Origin of the sequence: Microbacterium sp. NPDC091382 (assembly GCF_044757025.1) — a bacterium.
GTDB lineage: Bacteria > Actinomycetota > Actinomycetes > Actinomycetales > Microbacteriaceae > Microbacterium.
Map to the genome: position 1 here is coordinate 140,063 of NZ_JBIVUD010000002.1, position 18,810 is coordinate 158,872.

Here is an 18,810-nt window from a genome sequence, read left to right on the forward strand (position 1 = left end):
CGCTCACAATCGCACACCGGACCATCGCGTCTGCTCGGGAGAAGCCCTCGTGGCTGCCGAAGGAGCAATCCCTCCCCGGAATCTCTCAGGCCCCCGTACCGAGCCGACATGGTCACTCTGAAAAGCGGCGCTTCCGAGCGCCCGCCGACGGGGCAAGCGGGCATCGCCCGTGAAATCTCTCAGGCCGATGACAGAGGGGGAGGAACTCACCCGCATCCCGCTGCGCCGTCAGGAGTTCCGTTGTTCCCACCGTCTCACCCACCCGCTCCATCACCGCGATGACCCCGAGCATCGGCGTCTTCGACCTGTTCACGGTGGGAATCGGGCCGTCCAGCTCCCACACGGTGGGACCGATGCGAGCCGCGGCCGACTACGTGTCACGGATCGACGTGCGACGCGCCGCCCGGGTGCAGGTCGACCTCTACGGGTCCCTTGCGGCAACCGGTCGCGGGCACGGCACCCTCACCGCGGTGCTGCTCGGGCTGGAGGGACTCGATCCGGAGCGTGTCCTTCCGGCGCAGGTCGAGGAGCGCACCGCGGCGATCGCCGAAGAGCGTCGTGTCCGCCTCGGCGGGGCCGGAGACGTCCCCCTCTGCGAAGACGACATCGTGCTGCACCCCCTCACGATCCTCCCCGGTCACACCAACGGCCTGCGCCTGCAGGCGTGGGATGCCGAGGGCGTGCTGCTCGACGAGGCCGTGTACTACTCGACCGGCGGCGGGTTCATCGTGCGCGACGGGGAGCAGGTGCACGAGACGACGGCGACTGCCGTGCCGTACCCCTTCGAGACGGCGGCCGAGCTCCTGGCCCATTGCGAGCGCGAAGGCGTCTCGATGGCAGAGATCCAGCGACGCAACGAACTCGCGTCGCGCGATGGGGACCAGATCGACGGCGGCATCCTGCATCTCGCCGATGTCATGAGCGAGAGCGTCTCGTCGGGAGCGTCGCGAGAAGGGATGCTGCCGGGCGGCCTGCGCGTCCCCCGCCGCGCGCCTGCCTGGCGCAACAGGCTCCGACTCGACGACCCGACGGGCGAGGATCCCGCCCTCTGGCAGGAGTGGGTGAACTTCGTCGCCCTCGCCGTCAACGAGGAGAACGCGTCGGGCGGGCGGATCGTCACAGCGCCCACCAACGGCGCGGCCGGCATCATCCCAGCCGTCCTGCACTACGCGACCCATCACGCCGCGAAGGGGCGACCTCGCGACGAGATCGTCATCCCGTTCCTGCTCACAGCCGCTGCGATCGGCGTCCTCTACAAGGCGCGTGCGTCGATCTCAGGCGCGGAGGTCGGCTGCCAGGGCGAGGTGGGATCGGCGTCGTCGATGGCGGCGGCGGGCCTCGCCGAGGTGCTCGGCGGAACGCCCCGGCAGGTCGAGAACGCCGCGGAGATCGCGATGGAGCACAACCTCGGCCTCACCTGCGACCCGATCGGCGGTCTCGTGCAGATCCCATGCATCGAGCGCAACGCGATCGCCGCGGCGAAGGCCATCAACGCCGCGAAGATGGCGCTGTGGGGCGACGGCACCCACCGCGTCTCGCTCGACGAGGTCATCGTGACGATGCGCGAGACGGGGCGCGACATGAGCAGCAAGTACAAAGAGACGGCGCTCGGCGGCCTCGCCGTCAGCGTCGTGGAATGCTGAGCGGAGACGGAATGACCGACACCACGACCGAGCCGCGGCGATCGCCCCTGCACGAGCTGCACGAGCGGCTCGGCGCGTCCTTCACCGACTTCGGCGGCTGGCTCATGCCCGTCCGCTACACGTCGGACCTCGCCGAGCACCACGCGGTGCGCAGCGCGGCGGGACTCTTCGACATCTCGCACATGGCGGAGTTCCGCGTCGAAGGGACGGATGCCGCCGGGTACCTCGACCGGGCCCTCGCCGGTCGGCTGTCGACCATGAAGGTCGGCAAGGCCAAGTACTCGCTCGTCCTCGCGGACGACGGCGGCATCGTCGACGACGTCATCGTCTACCGGATCACCGACGAGGAGTTCCTCGTCATCTCCAACGCCGGGAACCGGGCCGAGGTCGCGGCCGCCTTCGCTGCCGTCGAACCCGGCGGCGCGCGCATCGAGGACATCACCGACCGGATGTCGCTCATCGCCGTGCAGGGCCCCGCGGCCCGCGGCATCCTCGAGTCGACTGCGGGGATCGAGGACGTCGATCCCGCCTTTGCGGACATCGGCTACTACTCATGGGCGCTGGGCTCGTTCCAGGACCGGAGCCTGTTCGTCGCCCGCACCGGCTACACCGGCGAGGACGGGTTCGAGCTCATGGTCCCGAACGAGACCGCGGCCGCCCTCTGGGAAGCCGTCACCGAGGCGGGCGCCGCGCACGGGCTCGTGCCCGCCGGGCTCGCCGCGCGCGACACGCTCCGCCTCGAGGCGGGCATGCCGCTCTACGGCCACGAGCTCTCGCGCGACATCGCCCCTGCCCAGGCGGGCCTCGGCCGCGTCGTCGTCGCCGACAAGGAGCAGTTCGTCGGAAAGGACGGCCTCGCCGCGCGGGATCTGTCCGACGCGCCCGTCCTCGTGGGACTCGCCGCCGAGGGTCGCCGCGCCGGACGCGCGGGCTACGCCGTGCTGTCGGGCGACGACAGCGTCGGCGAGATCACCTCGGGGGCCCTCAGCCCGACCCTCGGCCATCCCATCGCGATGGCGTTCGTCCACCCCTCGGCATCCGCTGAGGGCACCGCCCTGACCATCGACGTCCGGGGGACCCGCATCCCCGCGACCGTCACCGCCCTGCCCTTCTACCGGAGACAGAAATGACCGACCTCACCGCCCTGTCCTACACTGCCGAGCACGAGTGGATCGCCTTCGACGGCGACGTCGCGACCGTCGGCATCACCGACTACGCCGCCGAGAAGCTCGGTGACGTCGTCTTCGTCGAGCTCCCCGCCGTCGGCACCGCGGTCACCGCGGGCGAGACCTGCGGCGAGATCGAGTCGACCAAGTCCGTCGGCGAGCTCTACGCTCCGCTGACCGGAGAGGTCGTCGAGGTCAACGACGCCGTCGTGGACGACCCGTCGTCGGTCAACGCCGGCGCCTTCGACGCGTGGCTCGTGAGAATCCGCGTCGACGGTGCGCCCGCCGGTGACCTCCTCGATCGCGACGCCTACGTCGCGCTGACGGGTGGCGAGGCGTGAGCTCCGCGTTCCGCGACCGCCACATCGGCACCGACTCGGCCGCGCAGGCCGAGATGCTCCGCGTGCTCGGGCGGGAGTCCGTCGAGGCGCTCGTCAACACCGCTGTCCCCGACGCGATCCACGTCACAGCGGCTGCGAGCATCATCCCGCCCGCGGCGACCGAGGCGGAAGCCCTCGCAGAGCTCCGCGAGCTCGCGTCGCAGAACCGCTCGGCGCGCGCGATGATCGGCCTCGGCTACTACGACACGCTCACGCCGTCGGTGATCCAGCGCAACGTGCTCGAGAACCCGTCCTGGTACACGGCCTACACGCCCTACCAGCCGGAGATCTCGCAGGGCCGGCTCGAGGCGCTCATCAACTTCCAGACGATGGTGACCGACCTCACCGGCCTCGCAACCGCGAACGCGTCGATGCTCGACGAGTCCACGGCCGTGGTCGAGGGGATGCTGGTGGCCCGCCGTGCCTCGAAGTCGGCGTCGAACGTGTTCCTCGTCGACGCCGATGCGCTCCCGCAGACGAAGGCGCTGCTGCACCATCGCGCCGCCGCGGTCGGTGTCGAGATCCGCGAGACCTCCTACGGCGACGATGTCCCGGAGTCGTTCGGCGCGTTCATCCAGTACCCCGGTGCGACCGGTCGTGTCTGGGACCCGTCCGCGGTGATCGCCGCCGTGCAGGCGCAGAAGGGGCTCGTCGTCGTTGCGGCGGACCTGCTCGCCCTCACCCTCCTCCGTTCGCCGGGCTCGATGGGCGCCGATGTCGCTGTCGGGACGACGCAGCGCTTCGGCGTGCCGATGGGCTTCGGTGGACCGCACGCCGGCTACATGGCCGTCCGCGCCGGTCTTGAGCGTCAGCTCCCGGGGCGCCTCGTCGGGGTGTCGATGGATGCCGCGGGTCAGCCCGCGTACCGGCTGTCACTGCAGACGCGTGAGCAGCACATCCGCCGCGAGAAGGCGACGTCGAACATCTGCACCGCTCAGGTGCTGCTGGCCGTGATGGCCGCGATGTACGCCGTGTACCACGGCCCCGACGGGCTGCGCCGGATCGCCGAGGAGACCACCGCGAAGGCCTCGCTCCTGCGGGAATGGCTGATCGGCGCGGGCGTGGACGTGCTCCACGACGCGTTCTTCGACACGCTCGTGATCCGCACCCCGGGCCGTGCGGAGGACGTCATCGCCGATGCGCGTCGCCGTGGATACCAGCTCTGGTTCCGCGACGGCGACTCGGTGGGGATCTCGGTCGACGAGACGACGACCGTCGCGGACCTTCAGGCCGTGGCATCCGTCTTCGGCGTCGACTCGTCGAAGGTGTTCGTCCCGCTGCGGGACCGCAATGCCCACCTGCCCGCAGCGCTGCAACGCACGGACGGGTACCTGACGCACCCCGTCTTCAACACTCATCGCTCCGAGACCGCCATGATGCGCTACCTCAAACAACTCGCCGACCGGGATTACGCGCTCGATCGCGGCATGATCCCGCTCGGGTCGTGCACGATGAAGCTCAACGCGGCGACCGAGATGGCGGCGGTCTCGTGGCCCGAGTTCGCGCGGGTCCACCCGTTCGCGCCGGCCGACGACGTCGCGGGTTACCTCGTGATGATCGAGCAGCTCGAGGCGTGGCTCGCCGAGGTCACCGGCTACGACGCGGTCTCGCTGCAGCCCAACGCCGGCTCGCAGGGCGAGCTGGCGGGCCTCCTCGCCATCCGCGGGTACCACCACTCGCGCGGCGACCTCCACCGCGATGTCTGCCTCATCCCGTCGTCCGCGCACGGGACCAATGCGGCATCCGCCGTCCTTGCCGGGATGCGGGTCGTCGTCGTCGCGTGCGACGAGGCCGGCAACGTCGACCTCGACGACCTCCGGGCCAAGGTCGCGGCACACGCCGAGAACCTCGCGGCGCTCATGATCACCTACCCGTCGACGCACGGGGTCTACGAGCACGACGTCATGGACATCACCGGTGCGGTGCACGAGGCCGGTGGCCAGGTCTACGTCGACGGCGCGAACCTCAATGCGCTGCTCGGGTTCGCCCGCTTCGGCGACCTCGGCGGCGACGTGTCGCACCTGAATCTGCACAAGACGTTCGCCATCCCGCACGGCGGCGGCGGTCCCGGTGTGGGTCCGGTGGCGGCGAAGGCGCACATCGCGCCGTTCCTGCCGTCTCACCCGATGGCGCAGCGCGCCGAGCACGCCGGCGGTCACGTCTTCGACGGCGGTCCGGTCTCGGCGGCGCCGTACGGCTCCGCGTCGATCCTGCCGATCTCGTGGGCGTACGTTCGGATGATGGGCGCCGAGGGCCTGCGTCAGGCGACGGCGGCGGCGGTCCTCGCGGCGAACTACGTCGCGCGGCGCCTCGAGGGCCACTACCCGGTGCTCTACGCAGGGGAGGGCGGACTCGTCGCGCACGAGTGCATCCTCGACCTGCGTCCGCTCAAGGAGGCCACCGGCATCACGGTCGACGACGTCGCGAAGCGTCTCATCGACTACGGCTTCCACGCCCCGACGATGTCGTTCCCGGTCGCGGGGACGCTCATGGTGGAGCCGACGGAGTCCGAGGACCTCGCCGAGCTCGACCGCTTCGTCGAGGCCATGATCGCGATCAAGGCCGAGGCCGACGCGGTCGCGGCAGGGGAGTGGCCGGCGAACGACAACCCGCTCGTGAACGCGCCGCACTCCGCGGCATCCGTCATCACGAGCGAGTGGGCGCACCCGTACCCTCGCGAGATCGCCGTGTACCCCGTGCCCGGCATCGTGCGCACGAAGTACTGGCCGCCGGTCCGCCGCATCGACAACGCCTACGGCGACCGCAACCTCGTCTGCGCCTGCCCCCCGATCGAGGCCTTCGCCTGACGGTGGGCTCGGCCCGGCGGGGCGGGCGTTGCGGGCGCGGCCGGGCCCGGACGGGCTCGATCCGCGAGACTGCACGTGGTCGCCGAGACTGGGGGTTGGGACACCGGTCTCGGCGCGTGCGTGCAGTCTCGCGGCGGGGGCGGCACGCGGGCTGGGCAGCTGGACCACGCACCGCGACCGCTCGAGGCGTGGCGGCGAGCGGCCGCGCTCGCCCGACCTTCCGCGAGACTGCACGCGACGCATGAGACCGCGGGCTCAAACCCCGGTTTCGGCGCGGGCGTGCAGTCTCGGGACGTAGTGGCGCGGGGCGAGCGCGATTCGAGCGGTCGCGAGGCGATACGGGTCGGGAAGTGCGACGCGCGGGAGGCCTGCGCCACGGAGTATGCCGTCCAGCGCGTCGGGGTCGACGAGATCCGACCAGCCCCAGTGCGCGACCGAGCGGATGCCGCGCGACCGGAGACGATGATCCCGCTCGCGGCGCGCGCGCAGCAGAGACACGGGATCACCGAACCGGCCGTCATATTTGAGGTCGCCGTCCGCCTCACCGGCAATCCCCGATTCGGGCCACCAGAAGTCGGTGCGATCGGCTACAGCCGGCCCGCTCCACTCGGTCTGCAGTTCCGGTTCCTCGTAGCCGAGCAACTCGATGATCGCCCGACTCGCGGACTCGAGAGTGGATTCCGCCTCAGCCCTGGCGCGATGCAGGGGCCACCGGGCGATGCGGCGCCCCCGCGAACTCGGTCGCTGCTCGTTCTGTTCGACGAGCGATTCCACGGATGCCGCCGGATCCAGACGGAGCGCGGCGTCGGCTGCGATGAGCCCCACCACCACATGGCGAGCCCTCGCGAGGTCGACGGCGCAGTCTGACGGCGCGACGGCGGCGAATCCGCCGAGGTCGACGACGTCCCGCGCGCCCGTCGTCGTGTGCAGGCGGAGCCCGGCATGCAGGCGCGAAGTGCGGGTCGGGTCGCCCAGGGCGTGGACGACGCCGGGGTCGCCGAGCACCGGCATCCCCCAGATCGCCGCGGCCGATTCGTGGCTCAGGACGAGTCCGGGGTGCATGAGGATCGTGGCGTGGATGCGAGCCAGATAGCGATCCCACGGGAGGAGTGGTCGCCACGACGCCGTCGGCGAGTAGACCCCGCGCACGACCGACACGAGCTCGCCTCGTGACGCGAGGCGGGCGGCGTGGGGCACGTCCCGCGCGCGCAGGAGGTGTACCGGGCAGGCGACGGGAGCGGGGCGGGCGACAGGCAGGAGGTCGACATTCGAGGACATGGCCCCGAGGTTCGCGGCGCGCCGCTAGCCCGTGCACCATCGCACCCCGCCTCGTGGACTCCGCGCCCGGCGCGTACGCGGTGGAGGAACCGTCGGCCGCACCGCTCCCACCGCGAGACAGCACGCGGCGCACGAGACCGCGGCGCCGCGCCGCAGCTTCGGCGCGCACGTGCAGTCTCGCGGGATCGGAGCCCGAAATCCGGCCCGCGCGTCCGGTTACGCCGGCGGGCCGAACACGCCGGGCCACCAGGCGGCGGCGAGGGGGTAGCCCACGAACGCGATGATGTCGATGAGCACGTGGGCGACGACGAGCGGCATGACCCGGCCCCACCGAGAGTAGACCCAGCCGAACACGACGCCCATGGCCATGTTCCCCACGAGGGGTCCGAAACCCTGGTAGGCGTGATACGAACCGCGGAGGGCTGCTGTGGAGAGGATGATCGTCCAGGTGTTCCATCCGAGCAGACGCAGACGATCGAAGAGGTAGCCCACCATGATGACCTCCTCCAGCAGGCCGGCGCGGAGCGCGGCGAGCAGCAGGAGGGGGATCGTCCACCACGACGTGTCGAGCGGAGAGGCATCCACCTGCACGGTGATGCCGAGGGTCCGTCCGAGGGCGTACAGTCCCAGCCCGGGGACGCCGATGACGATGACGAGGAGAGCGCCTCCGCCGAGGTTTCGTGCGAACCGTTCGAAGGTGAGGCCGATCTTGGCGAATCCGGAGCGGACGGGTTCCCACAGCAGATAGATCGCCAACGCCACGGGGGCGAACGCGAAGAAGGCGTCGAGGAACTGTCCGAGCACGTCCCAGACGGCTGACGGTGCTGCGCCGGGATTGAGGGACGTCTGCTGATCTCCCAGGGGCGCGCGGGTCAGCGCCTCGACGAGAGCCAGCACCGAATAGACGGCCGAGCGTCCGAGTGAGAGGGCGAGGACGATTCCGATCTCCCACCACAGCCGGGCGCGGCTGGGGGCTCTCGCGACGGTGGGGGAGTCCGGGAATGCTGCCATCCGGTCAGGATGCCACGTCCATCCCGGCGTCCGGCGTCGATACACCCGACCTGTCACACTGCTTCATCCAGAGGTTGCCAAGTAAAGGCTGTGTAACGGTCTTGTGAGGGATTTGTCGCATTGCGCTCAGCCTGCCTAGTGTGCTTCTCATCACGCCCGGGTTGCGAAGCCTCGACCCGGGCTTTCATGAGGTCTCTTGGAGGACACTTTGAAGCGCAACAAGATCGGCGTGGCGGGTCTCGCCCTGCTCGGTGCGACCAGCCTGGTTCTCGCCGGCTGCGCCAGTGGCGGTGGCGACACCAACACGGACGACAACAGTTCCGGCGGCACGACGACCGAGGTCATCACGACCAACGGTTCGGAGCCGCAGAACCCGCTCATCCCGACCAATACGAACGAGACCGGCGGTGGCAAGGTCGTCGACTCGATCTTCGCGGGCCTGATCTCCTACAAGGCGGACGGCGCTGTCGAGAACGACGTCGCCGAGTCGATCACGACCGACTCGCCGACCCAGCTGACTGTCAAGCTCCGTGACGGCGTGACGTTCTCCAACGGCGACGCGGTCACCGCAGACAGCTTCATCGACGCCTGGAACTACGGCGCTCGGCTGGCCAACAAGCAGAACGCCTCGTACTTCTTCGAGGACATCGAGGGCTTCAGCTACGAGAAGGACGTCGAGAAGCTCTCCGGTCTGAAGAAGGTCGACGATCAGACCTTCACCATCACCCTCAACAAGCCCGCCTCGGACTTCGCCCAGCGTCTCGGCTACTCGGCATTCTTCCCGCTGCCCAAGGTGGCGTTCGAGGACATGAAGGCTTTCGGGGAGAACCCGATCGGCAACGGCCCCTACAAGCTCGCCAAGGAAGGCGCGTGGGAGCACAACGTCCGGATCGACCTCGTTCCCAACGACAGCTACGACGGGCCGCGCAAGCCGAAGAACGGTGGCCTGGACATCGTCTTCTACGCGACCCAGGACAGCGCCTACACCGACCTTCTCGGTGGCAACCTCGACGTCCTCGACGCGATCCCCGACAGCGCCCTCGAGAGCTACACGACCGACCTTCCCGACCGCACGGTCAACCAGCCGGCTGCGATCTTCCAGTCGCTGACGATCCCGGAGTGGCTCGACGGTTTCCAGACCGACGAAGAGGGCAAGCTCCGCCGCGCGGCGATCTCGCACTCGATCAACCGCGACCAGATCACCGATGTGGTCTTCAAGGGCACCCGCACGCCGGCGAAGGACTTCACGTCCCCCGTCATCGACGGCTGGAGCGACTCCGTTCCGGGCAACGACGTCCTCGACTACGACCCGGAGCTCGCCAAGAAGCTCTGGGACGAGGCGGACGCCATCAAGCCCTACAGCGGCGAGGACTTCACGATCTCGTACAACGCCGACGGCGGACACCAGACGTGGGTCGACGCCGTGGCGAACTCGATCTCGAAGACGCTCGGCATCAAGGCCGTCGGCAAGCCCTTCCCGGACTTCGCCACCTACCTCGACGCCCGCGACAACGAGAAGGTCGACGCCTTCCGCTCCGGTTGGCAGGCCGACTACCCCGGTCTGTACAACTTCCTCGGCCCGCTGTACGCCACCGGCGCCGGCTCGAACGACGGCAAGTACTCGGACAAGAAGTTCGATGACCTGCTCGCCAAGGGCATCAGCGAGACGGATGAGGCAGCGCGCAACGCCACCCTGCTCGAGGCGCAGTCGGTCCTCTTCGAAGACCTTCCCGCCATCCCGCTCTGGTACTCCAACGTCAACGGCGGTTGGGCCGACGGCGTCAAGAACGTCGAGTTCGGCTGGAACTCGGTGCCGCTCTACTACGAGATCACCAAGTAATCTCATAAGCAGCATCACCTCACACGAGGCGGTGACGGTCACCCGTCACCGCCTCGTGGCGTGACCCGTCCAACTCACCGTTCTCTCAGGATTCCGGGCTGAGGATGGGAACCTCAGGGGCGCCGCACTGCGGGGCCCTTCTTCGTGCGTCAGCACAGAAACGTCTTCTCCCTGAAAGGGGGCCGAGGGTGGCCTATTACATCCTCCGACGGATCCTGCAGGTGATCCCCGTATTCCTCGGGGCGACCCTGCTGATCTACTTCATGGTCTTCGGTCTGCCGGGCGACCCGATCGCCTCGCTCTTCGGCGACAAGCAGCCGCCTCAGGCAGTGATCGACGCCATCCGCGAGCAGTACCGTCTGAACGACCCGTTCATCGTCCAGTACGCGAATTACCTGGCCGGCATCTTCCGGTTCGACTTCGGAACCACATTCTCCGGCCAGAGCGTCAACGACGTCCTCGCCCGCACCGTTCCCGTGACCATGCGGCTCGCGGTCATGTCGGTCGCGATCGCCTTCGTCCTGGCACTCGTCATCGGCGCGCTCTCGGCGATCTGGAAGGGCTCGATCTTCGACAACGGCGCCCTCGTGACAGCCCTCGTCTTCATCGCGATCCCGATCTTCGTCCTCTGCTTCCTCGCGCAGTACTTCCTCGGCGTTCAGCTGGGATGGTTCCGTCCCACAGTCGGGGGCAAGAACGACTGGGGTGATCTGTGGCTCCCCGCGATCGTCCTCGGGCTGAGCATCTACGCCTCGAGCATGCGGCTCACGCGCGCGTCGATGATCGAGACCCTCGGCCAGGACTGGGTGCGCACGGCGTACTCGAAGGGGCTGTCGCGTCGTCGCGTCATCCCCGTGCATGTCCTGCGCAACTCGATGATCCCCATGGTGACGGACACGGCGACGCAGTTCGGCATCCTCATGGTCGGGGCCACCGTGACGGAAGGCATCTTCAACGTGCCCGGTGTCGGCAACACGCTGTTCAGGGCGATCACCAGCCGCGAGACCCCGACCATCGTTTCCTTCGTCACGATCTTCGTCGTGATCTACGTGCTGGTGAACCTGGTCGTCGACCTTCTCTACGGCCTGCTCGACCCGAGGATCCGCTATGTCAAGTAACCCCACCCACTACGTCGCTCCCGCGCAGACCGAAACAGTGGTGGTGGACCAGCTCCACCTCAGCGACAAGAAGAGCAACCTCTGGCTGGACGCCTGGCGCGACTTGCGGCGACGTCCGACCTTCTGGGTCTCGGTCGTTCTGTGCGTCGTCATCATCGTGATGGCTGCCGTGCCGAACCTCTTCACGTCCGTCGGCCCGTCCGGCGCGGCGTGCGACCTCGCCAACAGCAACGCCGACGCCTCGGCCGGCCACCCGCTCGGGTACAACTTCCTCGGCTGCGACATCTGGTCGCGCTTGGTCCACGGCACCCGTACGTCGGTCCTGGTCGGTGTCATGGCCACCGTCATCTCCACCGTCATCGGTGTGATCATGGGCGCTCTGGCCGGCTTCTACGGCGGTTTCCTCGATTCCCTGCTGTCGCGAGTCGGTGACGTGTTCTTCACCATTCCGTACATCATCGCGGCCGTGGTCGTCATGTCCGTCCTCGCCGACTACCGGAACGAGTTCGTCCTCGCACTCGCCATCGGCGGATTCTCGTGGGCGAGCACCGCCCGCATCGCTCGGGCCGAGGTCCTCCGGGTGAAGCAGTCGGACTACGTGACGGCATCGATCTCGATCGGCCTGTCCCGATTCCGCACGATGCTCACGCATGTCCTGCCCAATGCGATGGCGCCGGTCATCGTCGTGACGACGCTGAGCCTCGGCACGGCGATCGTCGCGGAATCGACCTTGTCCTTCCTCGGAGTCGGACTCGGAGGGGCGACGGTGTCGTGGGGTGCGGACATCAGCCAGGCGCAGACGCAGATCCGCTCCGCCCCGTTGGCCTTGTTCTGGCCGTCGCTGGCTCTCACCGTGACGGTGCTCGCCTTCATCACCCTCGGGGAACTCCTCCGTGACGCCGTCGACCCGAAGTCGAGGGCCCAGCGATGAGCGACACCGAGAACCCCATCAGCCGCGCAGCTCTGCGCGCCGGCCACAAGGAGAGCGACGTGTCGCAGCCCCTTCTGCAGATCCGTGACCTGAAGGTCTCTTTCGGTACCGGCAAGAAGTCGCGCCAGGTCCTGCACGGCGTCGACCTCGACGTGTACCCGGGGGAGACTGTCGCGATCGTCGGCGAGTCCGGCTCGGGCAAGTCGACGACGGCGGCCGCTGTCATCAACCTGCTTCCCGGGACGGGGGCGGTGACAGGCGGGTCGATCACCCTGGACGGTGTGAACCTCCTCGGCGCCAGTCGCCGCGAGATGGAGACCATCCGCGGTCGCGACATCGGCTACGTCCCGCAGGACCCGATGTCCAACCTGAACCCGGTCTGGTCGATCGGGTTCCAGGTGGAGGAAGCGGTTCGTGCGAACGGACTGGCGTCGACCCGCAAGCAGGCACGCGAGCGCGCCGTCGAGGTGCTCAAGCAGGCAGGACTGGCGGACGCAGACCGTCGCATGCACCAGTTCCCGCACCAGTTCTCCGGCGGCATGCGACAGCGGGCACTGATCGGGATCGGTCTCGCGGCAGACCCGAAGCTCCTGATCGCCGACGAGCCCACCAGCGCCCTCGACGTGACGGTGCAGCGCGTCATCCTCGACCACCTCGCTTCGCTCACGCGTGAGAAGGGCACTGCCGTGCTCTTCATCACGCATGACCTCGGCCTCGCCGCCGAGCGCGCCGATCGGATCGTCGTGATGAACCAGGGCGAGATCGTCGAGTCGGGCCCGAGTCGCCTCATCCTCGAGGGACCGCAGCATCCGTACACGCAGCGCCTCGTCGCGGCAGCTCCGAGCATCGCTTCGCAGCGGATCCAGGCCGTCGTCGAACGTCGAGGCGTCGAGCACGTCGAAGACGTCGCCGACACCACGCCCGTCGTGGAGGTCCGCGACCTCGTCAAGGAGTACAAGATCCGCTCGGGCGGCTTCCGCAGCGAGCCGTTCCGCGCGGTCGACGGCGTGTCCTTCCAGATCCCGCGGGGCAAGACCCTCGCCCTGGTGGGGGAGTCCGGTTCGGGCAAGTCGACGGTCGCCAAGATGGTCCTGCAGCTCGAGAAGCCGACCAGTGGCTCGGTCCTCGTTGACGGAGCGGACACCTCCGGCATGAGCCGCAAGGAGGTCTTCGGTCTCCGCAGCCGGATGCAGCCGGTGTTCCAGGACCCCTACGGTTCGCTCGATCCGCTCCGCAGCATCGGCGCTCTGATCGCCGAGCCGCTGCGCGTCCACAGCGTGGGCGACGAGAAGTCGCGCCGCGAGCGCGTCTTCGAACTCCTCGAACAGGTGTCGCTCCCGCGCGAGGTCGCCTGGCGCTACCCGAACGAGCTGTCCGGCGGCCAGCGTCAGCGCATCGCCATCGCGCGTGCGCTCGCACTCAAGCCGTCGATCGTCGTCCTCGACGAGGCGGTCTCGGCGCTCGACGTGCTCGTGCAGGATCAGATCCTGCGTCTGCTCGCCGACCTCCAGTCCGAGCTCGACCTGACCTACCTCTTCATCACGCACGACCTCGCGGTCGTCCGCGTCGCCGCAGACCTGGTCTGCGTCATGGAACAGGGACGGGTCGTCGAACAGGGCACGGTGGACGAGATCTTCACCACGCCTGCTCAGGACTACACCAAGCGGCTCCTCGCAGCCATCCCCGGGGCGGACATCCCCCTCGGCGGAGCGCGGTGAGCATCGACCCCACGAACGCCGGGGCCCGCCCGGGTGATTCCCGGGCGGCCTCGCCGCGGGTCTTCCGCGCACCGTCGGGGACCGTCGCCCTGGTCCTAGCGTCCGTCGTGACCCTTCTTCTGCTCGGAGACGCCGTCATCCGTGCCGGATGGGGAGAGATGCTCCTCCTCGCGCCATGGATGCTCCTGGTGCTCTGGTTCATCTACGTCGCGACCTTCGTCTCGCACATCGCGATCGACGCGAACGGTGCCACGGTGCAGAACCTGCTCCGCGTCGTTCGGATCCCGTGGGATCGGGTGAGCGACATCGGCATCCGTTATCAGGTGCGCTTCACGCTGGATGACGGTCGTATCGTCAGTGCGTTCGGTGGACCGGTGGCCGGGCGTCCTCCGCGGCCGGGCCTGCGGCCCGACACGAGTCCCCGTGCTCGGATCCCTCCAGCGGTGCGAGATCTCGACCTCATCCGCGAGCAATGGCAGTCGTCCGGTGAAACCGGTTCCGGTGCCGGTTCGGTGGTCCGGCGCTGGGACGTGCGCACGATCGGCGTGTTGGCCGTGATCATCGCGTGGGCACTGTGCGCGGTGATCATCAGCGGCGCTCCGGGCTGAGCGTACTGGCCACTTGCGCGGCGTGTTCACAGTCATTTTGCGAGCAAGTCACGCAATGTTACGTTCATACAAAGAGTTCTCCACACGGTCTTGTCAGCGTTGATGAGCGAGTTAGGGTCGTTGAGGCCGGACCCGGTTCCGGCGATCGAACGCAAACGCAAGAGCGCGTAAGCCCGAGAAAGAGCACCACCATGTCTGTGCCAGCGACCCGAATCGCCGGGATCTCCCGGTGACGCTGTATGTCCTCCGCCGGTTCGTCAACTACGCGATCCTGAGCCTCATCGCCACGTGCATGGCCTACGTCCTGGCCAGCTCGATCTTCCGGCCCGGTGACGCGTTCTACGGCAGGAACCCCCGCCCGCCGCAGGCGTCGATCGACGCCTCCCTCGCCCAGCTGGGCCAAAGCCCCGACGTCCCCGTCATCGCCCGCCTGTGGCACTGGCTCGTCGGCCTCTTCACGCAGGGGTCGCTCGGCATCACGATCGGCAAGCAGCCCGTCGTCGAGGAGATCATCGCCCGTTCCGGGGCCAGCCTGCGACTGCTCCTCATCGGATCGATCATCGGTGCGGTCGTCGGCGTCCTGCTCGGAGTCTGGGGTGCGGTGCGCCAGTACCGCGCCAGCGACCAGATCGTCACCTACGGCTCGTTCCTGATCTTCGCCACCCCGACCTTCGTCATCGGCGTCCTTCTGATGATCGGTGCGACGGCGCTCAACAACAGTCTGGGCGTGCAGCTGATCACCTTCACCGGTGAGTACAGCGCGGGCATCAACGGCAGCTGGTGGGACCTGACTGTCGACAGAGCGGTCCACCTCCTCCTCCCGACGCTGGCGCTCGTCCTCATGAGCGCGGCGAGCTACTCCCGCTACCAGCGCAGCGTCATGCTGGACGTCCTCGGAGCGGATTACATCCGCACGGCCCGGTCCAAGGGGCTGGAGCGTGGACCGGCACTGTTCCGTCACGGCGTGCGCATCGCACTCATCCCGATGTCGACCTTCTTCGCCTACAGCTTCGGCACTCTCGTCGCAGGGTCCGCCATGCTCGAGATCGTCTTCAGCTGGCGCGGCATGGGGCAGTTCCTGCTGCAGGCCGTGAACACGAACGACGTCAATGCTGCGGCGGGGAGCACCCTGTTCGTCGCCATCCTCGTGCTGCTCTCCTCGACGTTCTCGGAGATCATCTACGCCGCCCTCGACCCCCGCGTGAGGAGCTGACATGGTCATCGCTCAGCAAGAAGCCGTCGAGGTGAGCCTCGACGACGAACAGACCATCACCAAGCAGCGCCGCCCGCTCTCCCGGAACGGTCTCGTCTGGCGTCGGCTGCGCGGGATGCCGCGGTTCTGGGTCGGTGCGATCGCCTTCGCACTGATCGTCCTGCTCTCGATCGTCGGGCCGTTCCTGACGCCGTGGTCGATCACCGATCGCGACATCTACAACATGGGCATGGGACCCACGCTCCGCCACTGGTTCGGCACCAACAGCATCGGGCAGGACATCTTCGCCCAGACGATGGCCGGGCTCCAGAAGTCCCTCATCATCGGTCTCGTCGCCGGCATTCTCGGGACGATGCTCGCTGCCGTGATCGGCTCCGTGGCCGGCTACGTCGGGGGAGTCACCGACAAGGTCATCAGCTGGTTCACCCACCTGCTGCTCGTCGTGCCGTCGTTCTTCATCCTCGTGCTGCTGAGCCCGCTGTTCAAAAGCCTGTCGTGGATCGCACTGACCTTCTTCCTTGCGATCTTCAGCTGGATGATCATGGCCCAGGTCGTCCGCAATCAGACGCGTTCGCTGCGTAACCGCGACTTCGTGCGGGCCGCGCGCTACATGGGTCTGCCGACACGCAAGATCCTGAGCCGCCACATCCTTCCGAACATCGCGTCGCTGCTCATCATCGACGTGACGCTCGGAATCGTCTCGATGATCATGTCGGAGACCTCGCTCAGCTACTTCGGCTTCGGCGTTCAGAAGCCGGACGTCTCGCTCGGCACGCTGCTCGCCGACGGAACGTCGGCCGCGCTGACGCGCCCGTGGCTGTTCGTCTTCCCGGCGGGTGTCCTCATCGTCCTTCTTTTCGCCATCAGTCTCATCGGCGACGCCCTGCGCGATGCGATCGACCCGACCTCGGGGGCCAACCGTGCCTGAATCCCTCCTCACCTCCACGCGCCGCACAGGTACTCCGCTGCTGTCGGTCCGCGACCTGAGCGTCACCTTCCCGCAACGAGGTTCCGGCGACGTCCAAGCAGTCCGCGGCATCTCGTACGACGTCCACCCGGGGGAGTTCCTCGGCATCGTCGGCGAGTCCGGTTCGGGCAAGTCCGTCTCCTCCCTCGCGGTCATGGGGCTTCTGCCCAGCAACGCGCAGGTCACCGGCTCGATCGAGTTCGAGGGCACGTCACTGCTAGGAATGGACGACAAGAAGCTGTCCCGCATCCGCGGCAAGCAGCTGTCCATGGTCTTCCAGGACCCGCTGTCGGCCCTGACTCCCGTCTACACCGTGGGCGATCAGATCGCCGAGGCCCTCCGCCTCCACGACTCGAAGCTGTCGTCGCAGGCGGCCGCCGCTCGGGCCGTCGAGCTCCTCAAGACCGTCGGGATCCCCGATCCGGATCGGCGCGCCAAGGCTTTCCCGCACGAGTTCTCCGGTGGAATGCGCCAGCGCGCGATGATCGCCATGGCGATCGCCAACGACCCGAAGGTGATCATCGCCGACGAGCCCACGACGGCACTCGACGTCACCATCCAGGCGCAGATCCTCGAGGTGCTCGAGAAGGCGAAGGAGATCACCGGCGCGGCGGTCGTCCTGATCACCCACGATCTCGGCGTCGTGGCCGGTCACGCCGACCGAGTCGGCGTCATGTACGCCGGCAAGCTCGTCGAACTCGGCACCACCGACCAGGTCTTCCACGAGCCGCAGATGCCGTACTCGATCGGCCTGCTCCGCTCGGTGCCCAACATGCTCACCGCCGGAACGCAGCGGCTCGTCCCCCTCGAGGGGCGTCCGCCGTCCCTCGCAGCGCTGCCGAAGGGATGCCCCTTCGCAGCCCGCTGCCCGATCGCCGTCGACGCCTGCCACGAGGTCGAACCCGACCTCATCGCGCACGATCCCGCCTCGGGCCCGGATCACGTCGCGGCCTGCATCCGTGGCGGCGAGATCGCCCGGGGGGAGATCTCGCGGAAAGAGGTCTTCACGGTCGCGGACCCGATCATCGACGGCGAGCTCGTCGATTCCGGCGCCGCCCCGGTCGTCGAGGTCACCGACCTGCGGCGTCACTTCCCCCTCATGAAGGGCGCCGTCTTCCCGCGTCGCGTCGGAACCGTCCGCGCCGTCGACGGTGTCTCGTTCTCGCTCAAGCCGGGCCGGACGATGGGGCTCGTGGGGGAGTCGGGCTGCGGCAAGACGACCACGATCCTCGAGATCATGGAGATGACCGCACCGCAGTCCGGATCGATCAAGATCAACGGCAAGGACGTCGGCTCCCTCAGCCCCCGCGAGCGTCACGCTCTCCGTCGGGATGTGCAGATCGTCTTCCAGGATCCGATGGGCGCCATCGATCCCCGTCTTCCGATCAGCGAGGTCATCACCGAGCCCCTCTGGGCGATCGGAGCGAAGAAGGCCGATCGCGACAAGCGCGCCCTCGAGCTGCTCGACCTCGTCGGGCTCGACCCGTCGATGGCGGACCGGTACCCGCACGAGTTCTCGGGCGGTCAGCGTCAGCGCATCGGCATCGCCCGAGCCCTCGCGACGAACCCCTCCGTCATCGTCCTCGACGAGCCGGTGTCGGCGCTCGACGTGTCGATCCAGGCCGGCGTGATCAACCTGCTCGAAGACCTCAAGGCTCAGCTGGGGCTGTCGTACCTCTTCGTCGCGCACGACCTCGCCGTCGTCCGCCAGATCGCCGACGATGTAGCCGTGATGTACCTCGGTTCCGTCGTGGAGCAGGGCCCCGTGTCCGCGGTGTTCGACAATCCGCAGCATCCCTACACCAAGGCGCTCATCTCAGCCGCGCCCATCCCCGACCCGCGCATCGAGCGCGGGCGTGCCCGGGTGCTGCTGCAGGGAGACCTGCCGAGCCCGACGCAGGAGATCAGCGGATGCCGCTTCCGCACCCGCTGCCCGCTGTACAAGCTCCTGGACGAGTCCCGTCAGGAGATGTGCCGGTCCGTCGAGCCGGAACTGGCGCCGCACGGCCGTGCGCGCGTGGCCTGCCACCACGTCGACGACTCGACGCTGGTCGACGAGGTCGCACTGTCGGCCGCATCCTGAACCCCCTCCGGCGGGCGCACCATTCCGCCGGTGGTCACCAAAAGGTA

Annotated in this window: 14 protein-coding genes and 2 riboswitches; of the genes, 12 read left to right on the top strand and 2 right to left on the bottom strand. The window is 68.3% G+C overall.

The genetic code is table 11. The annotated features are described in order from the left end of the window. The first annotated feature begins 25 nt into the window (after nt 1–25). A riboswitch (glycine riboswitch) is annotated at nt 26–111 on the top strand. After that, a riboswitch (glycine riboswitch) is annotated at nt 112–204 on the top strand. It abuts the riboswitch before it with no gap. 74 nt (nt 205–278) lie between these two features. Genes ACIQLK_RS08100 through gcvP form a run of 4 tightly spaced genes read left to right on the top strand, consistent with a single transcriptional unit; the run spans nt 279 to nt 5,996 of the window. Beyond that, nucleotides 279–1,643 (top strand): L-serine ammonia-lyase, encoded by a 1,365-nt coding sequence (locus ACIQLK_RS08100; protein ID WP_400364069.1) that lies wholly within the window; start codon nt 279–281, stop codon nt 1,641–1,643. Nucleotides 1,644–1,654: 11 nt separating this feature from the next. Beyond that, a complete protein-coding gene (gene gcvT / locus ACIQLK_RS08105) occupies nt 1,655–2,773 on the top strand; it encodes a glycine cleavage system aminomethyltransferase GcvT (protein WP_400364071.1) in 1,119 nt (372 codons plus the stop codon). Next, nucleotides 2,770–3,150 (top strand): glycine cleavage system protein GcvH, encoded by a 381-nt coding sequence (gene gcvH, locus ACIQLK_RS08110; RefSeq protein ID WP_400364073.1) that lies wholly within the window; start codon nt 2,770–2,772, stop codon nt 3,148–3,150. The genes gcvT and gcvH overlap by 4 nt, the downstream gene beginning before the upstream one ends. 53 nt (nt 3,151–3,203) lie before the next feature. After that, a complete protein-coding gene (gcvP, locus tag ACIQLK_RS08115; RefSeq protein WP_400364915.1) occupies nt 3,204–5,996 on the top strand; it encodes an aminomethyl-transferring glycine dehydrogenase in 2,793 nt (930 codons plus the stop codon). A gap of 255 nt (nt 5,997–6,251) precedes the next feature. On the opposite strand, the gene ACIQLK_RS08120 is transcribed toward gcvP, so the two are convergent. Both ACIQLK_RS08120 and ACIQLK_RS08125 read right to left on the bottom strand, forming a co-directional pair. Further along, nucleotides 6,252–7,274, bottom strand: coding sequence for a hypothetical protein (locus ACIQLK_RS08120; RefSeq protein ID WP_400364075.1), 1,023 nt, complete (start codon nt 7,272–7,274; stop codon nt 6,252–6,254). 216 nt (nt 7,275–7,490) lie between these two features. Further along, complete coding sequence (locus ACIQLK_RS08125; protein ID WP_400364077.1) at nt 7,491–8,285, bottom strand: CPBP family intramembrane glutamic endopeptidase; 795 nt, start codon at nt 8,283–8,285, stop codon at nt 7,491–7,493. Between the two features lie 208 nt (nt 8,286–8,493). Between ACIQLK_RS08125 and ACIQLK_RS08130 the strand changes: the two genes are divergently transcribed. From ACIQLK_RS08130 to ACIQLK_RS08165, 8 genes are all read left to right on the top strand, one after another. Further along, nucleotides 8,494–10,125: an ABC transporter substrate-binding protein gene (locus ACIQLK_RS08130; RefSeq protein WP_400364079.1), complete on the top strand. Its 1,632-nt coding sequence runs from the start codon at nt 8,494–8,496 to the stop codon at nt 10,123–10,125. Nucleotides 10,126–10,313: 188 nt separating this feature from the next. Then, nucleotides 10,314–11,243 (top strand): ABC transporter permease, encoded by a 930-nt coding sequence (locus ACIQLK_RS08135; RefSeq protein WP_400364081.1) that lies wholly within the window; start codon nt 10,314–10,316, stop codon nt 11,241–11,243. Further along, nucleotides 11,233–12,174 carry an ABC transporter permease gene (locus tag ACIQLK_RS08140; RefSeq protein WP_400364082.1) on the top strand — a complete coding sequence of 314 codons (942 nt, stop codon included), beginning with the start codon at nt 11,233–11,235 and terminating at the stop codon, nt 12,172–12,174. Before ACIQLK_RS08135 ends, ACIQLK_RS08140 begins: the two co-directional genes overlap by 11 nt. Next, nucleotides 12,171–13,892, top strand: a complete 1,722-nt coding sequence (locus ACIQLK_RS08145; protein WP_400364083.1) for an ABC transporter ATP-binding protein — start codon at nt 12,171–12,173, stop codon at nt 13,890–13,892. The genes ACIQLK_RS08140 and ACIQLK_RS08145 overlap by 4 nt, the downstream gene beginning before the upstream one ends. 107 nt (nt 13,893–13,999) lie before the next feature. Further along, entirely contained in the window at nt 14,000–14,500 is a 501-nt protein-coding gene (locus ACIQLK_RS08150; protein WP_400364084.1) for a PH domain-containing protein, read from the top strand. Nucleotides 14,501–14,729: 229 nt separating this feature from the next. Continuing rightward, nucleotides 14,730–15,713, top strand: a complete 984-nt coding sequence (locus ACIQLK_RS08155) for an ABC transporter permease (protein ID WP_400364086.1) — start codon at nt 14,730–14,732, stop codon at nt 15,711–15,713. A 1-nt stretch (nt 15,714) separates the two neighbouring features. Next, nucleotides 15,715–16,641, top strand: coding sequence for an ABC transporter permease (locus ACIQLK_RS08160; RefSeq protein ID WP_400364088.1), 927 nt, complete (start codon nt 15,715–15,717; stop codon nt 16,639–16,641). Next, on the top strand, nt 16,634–18,763 hold the full coding sequence (locus ACIQLK_RS08165; protein WP_400364090.1) for a dipeptide ABC transporter ATP-binding protein: 2,130 nt from the start codon (nt 16,634–16,636) through the stop codon (nt 18,761–18,763). Before ACIQLK_RS08160 ends, ACIQLK_RS08165 begins: the two co-directional genes overlap by 8 nt. The last annotated feature ends 47 nt before the right edge of the window (nt 18,764–18,810 follow it).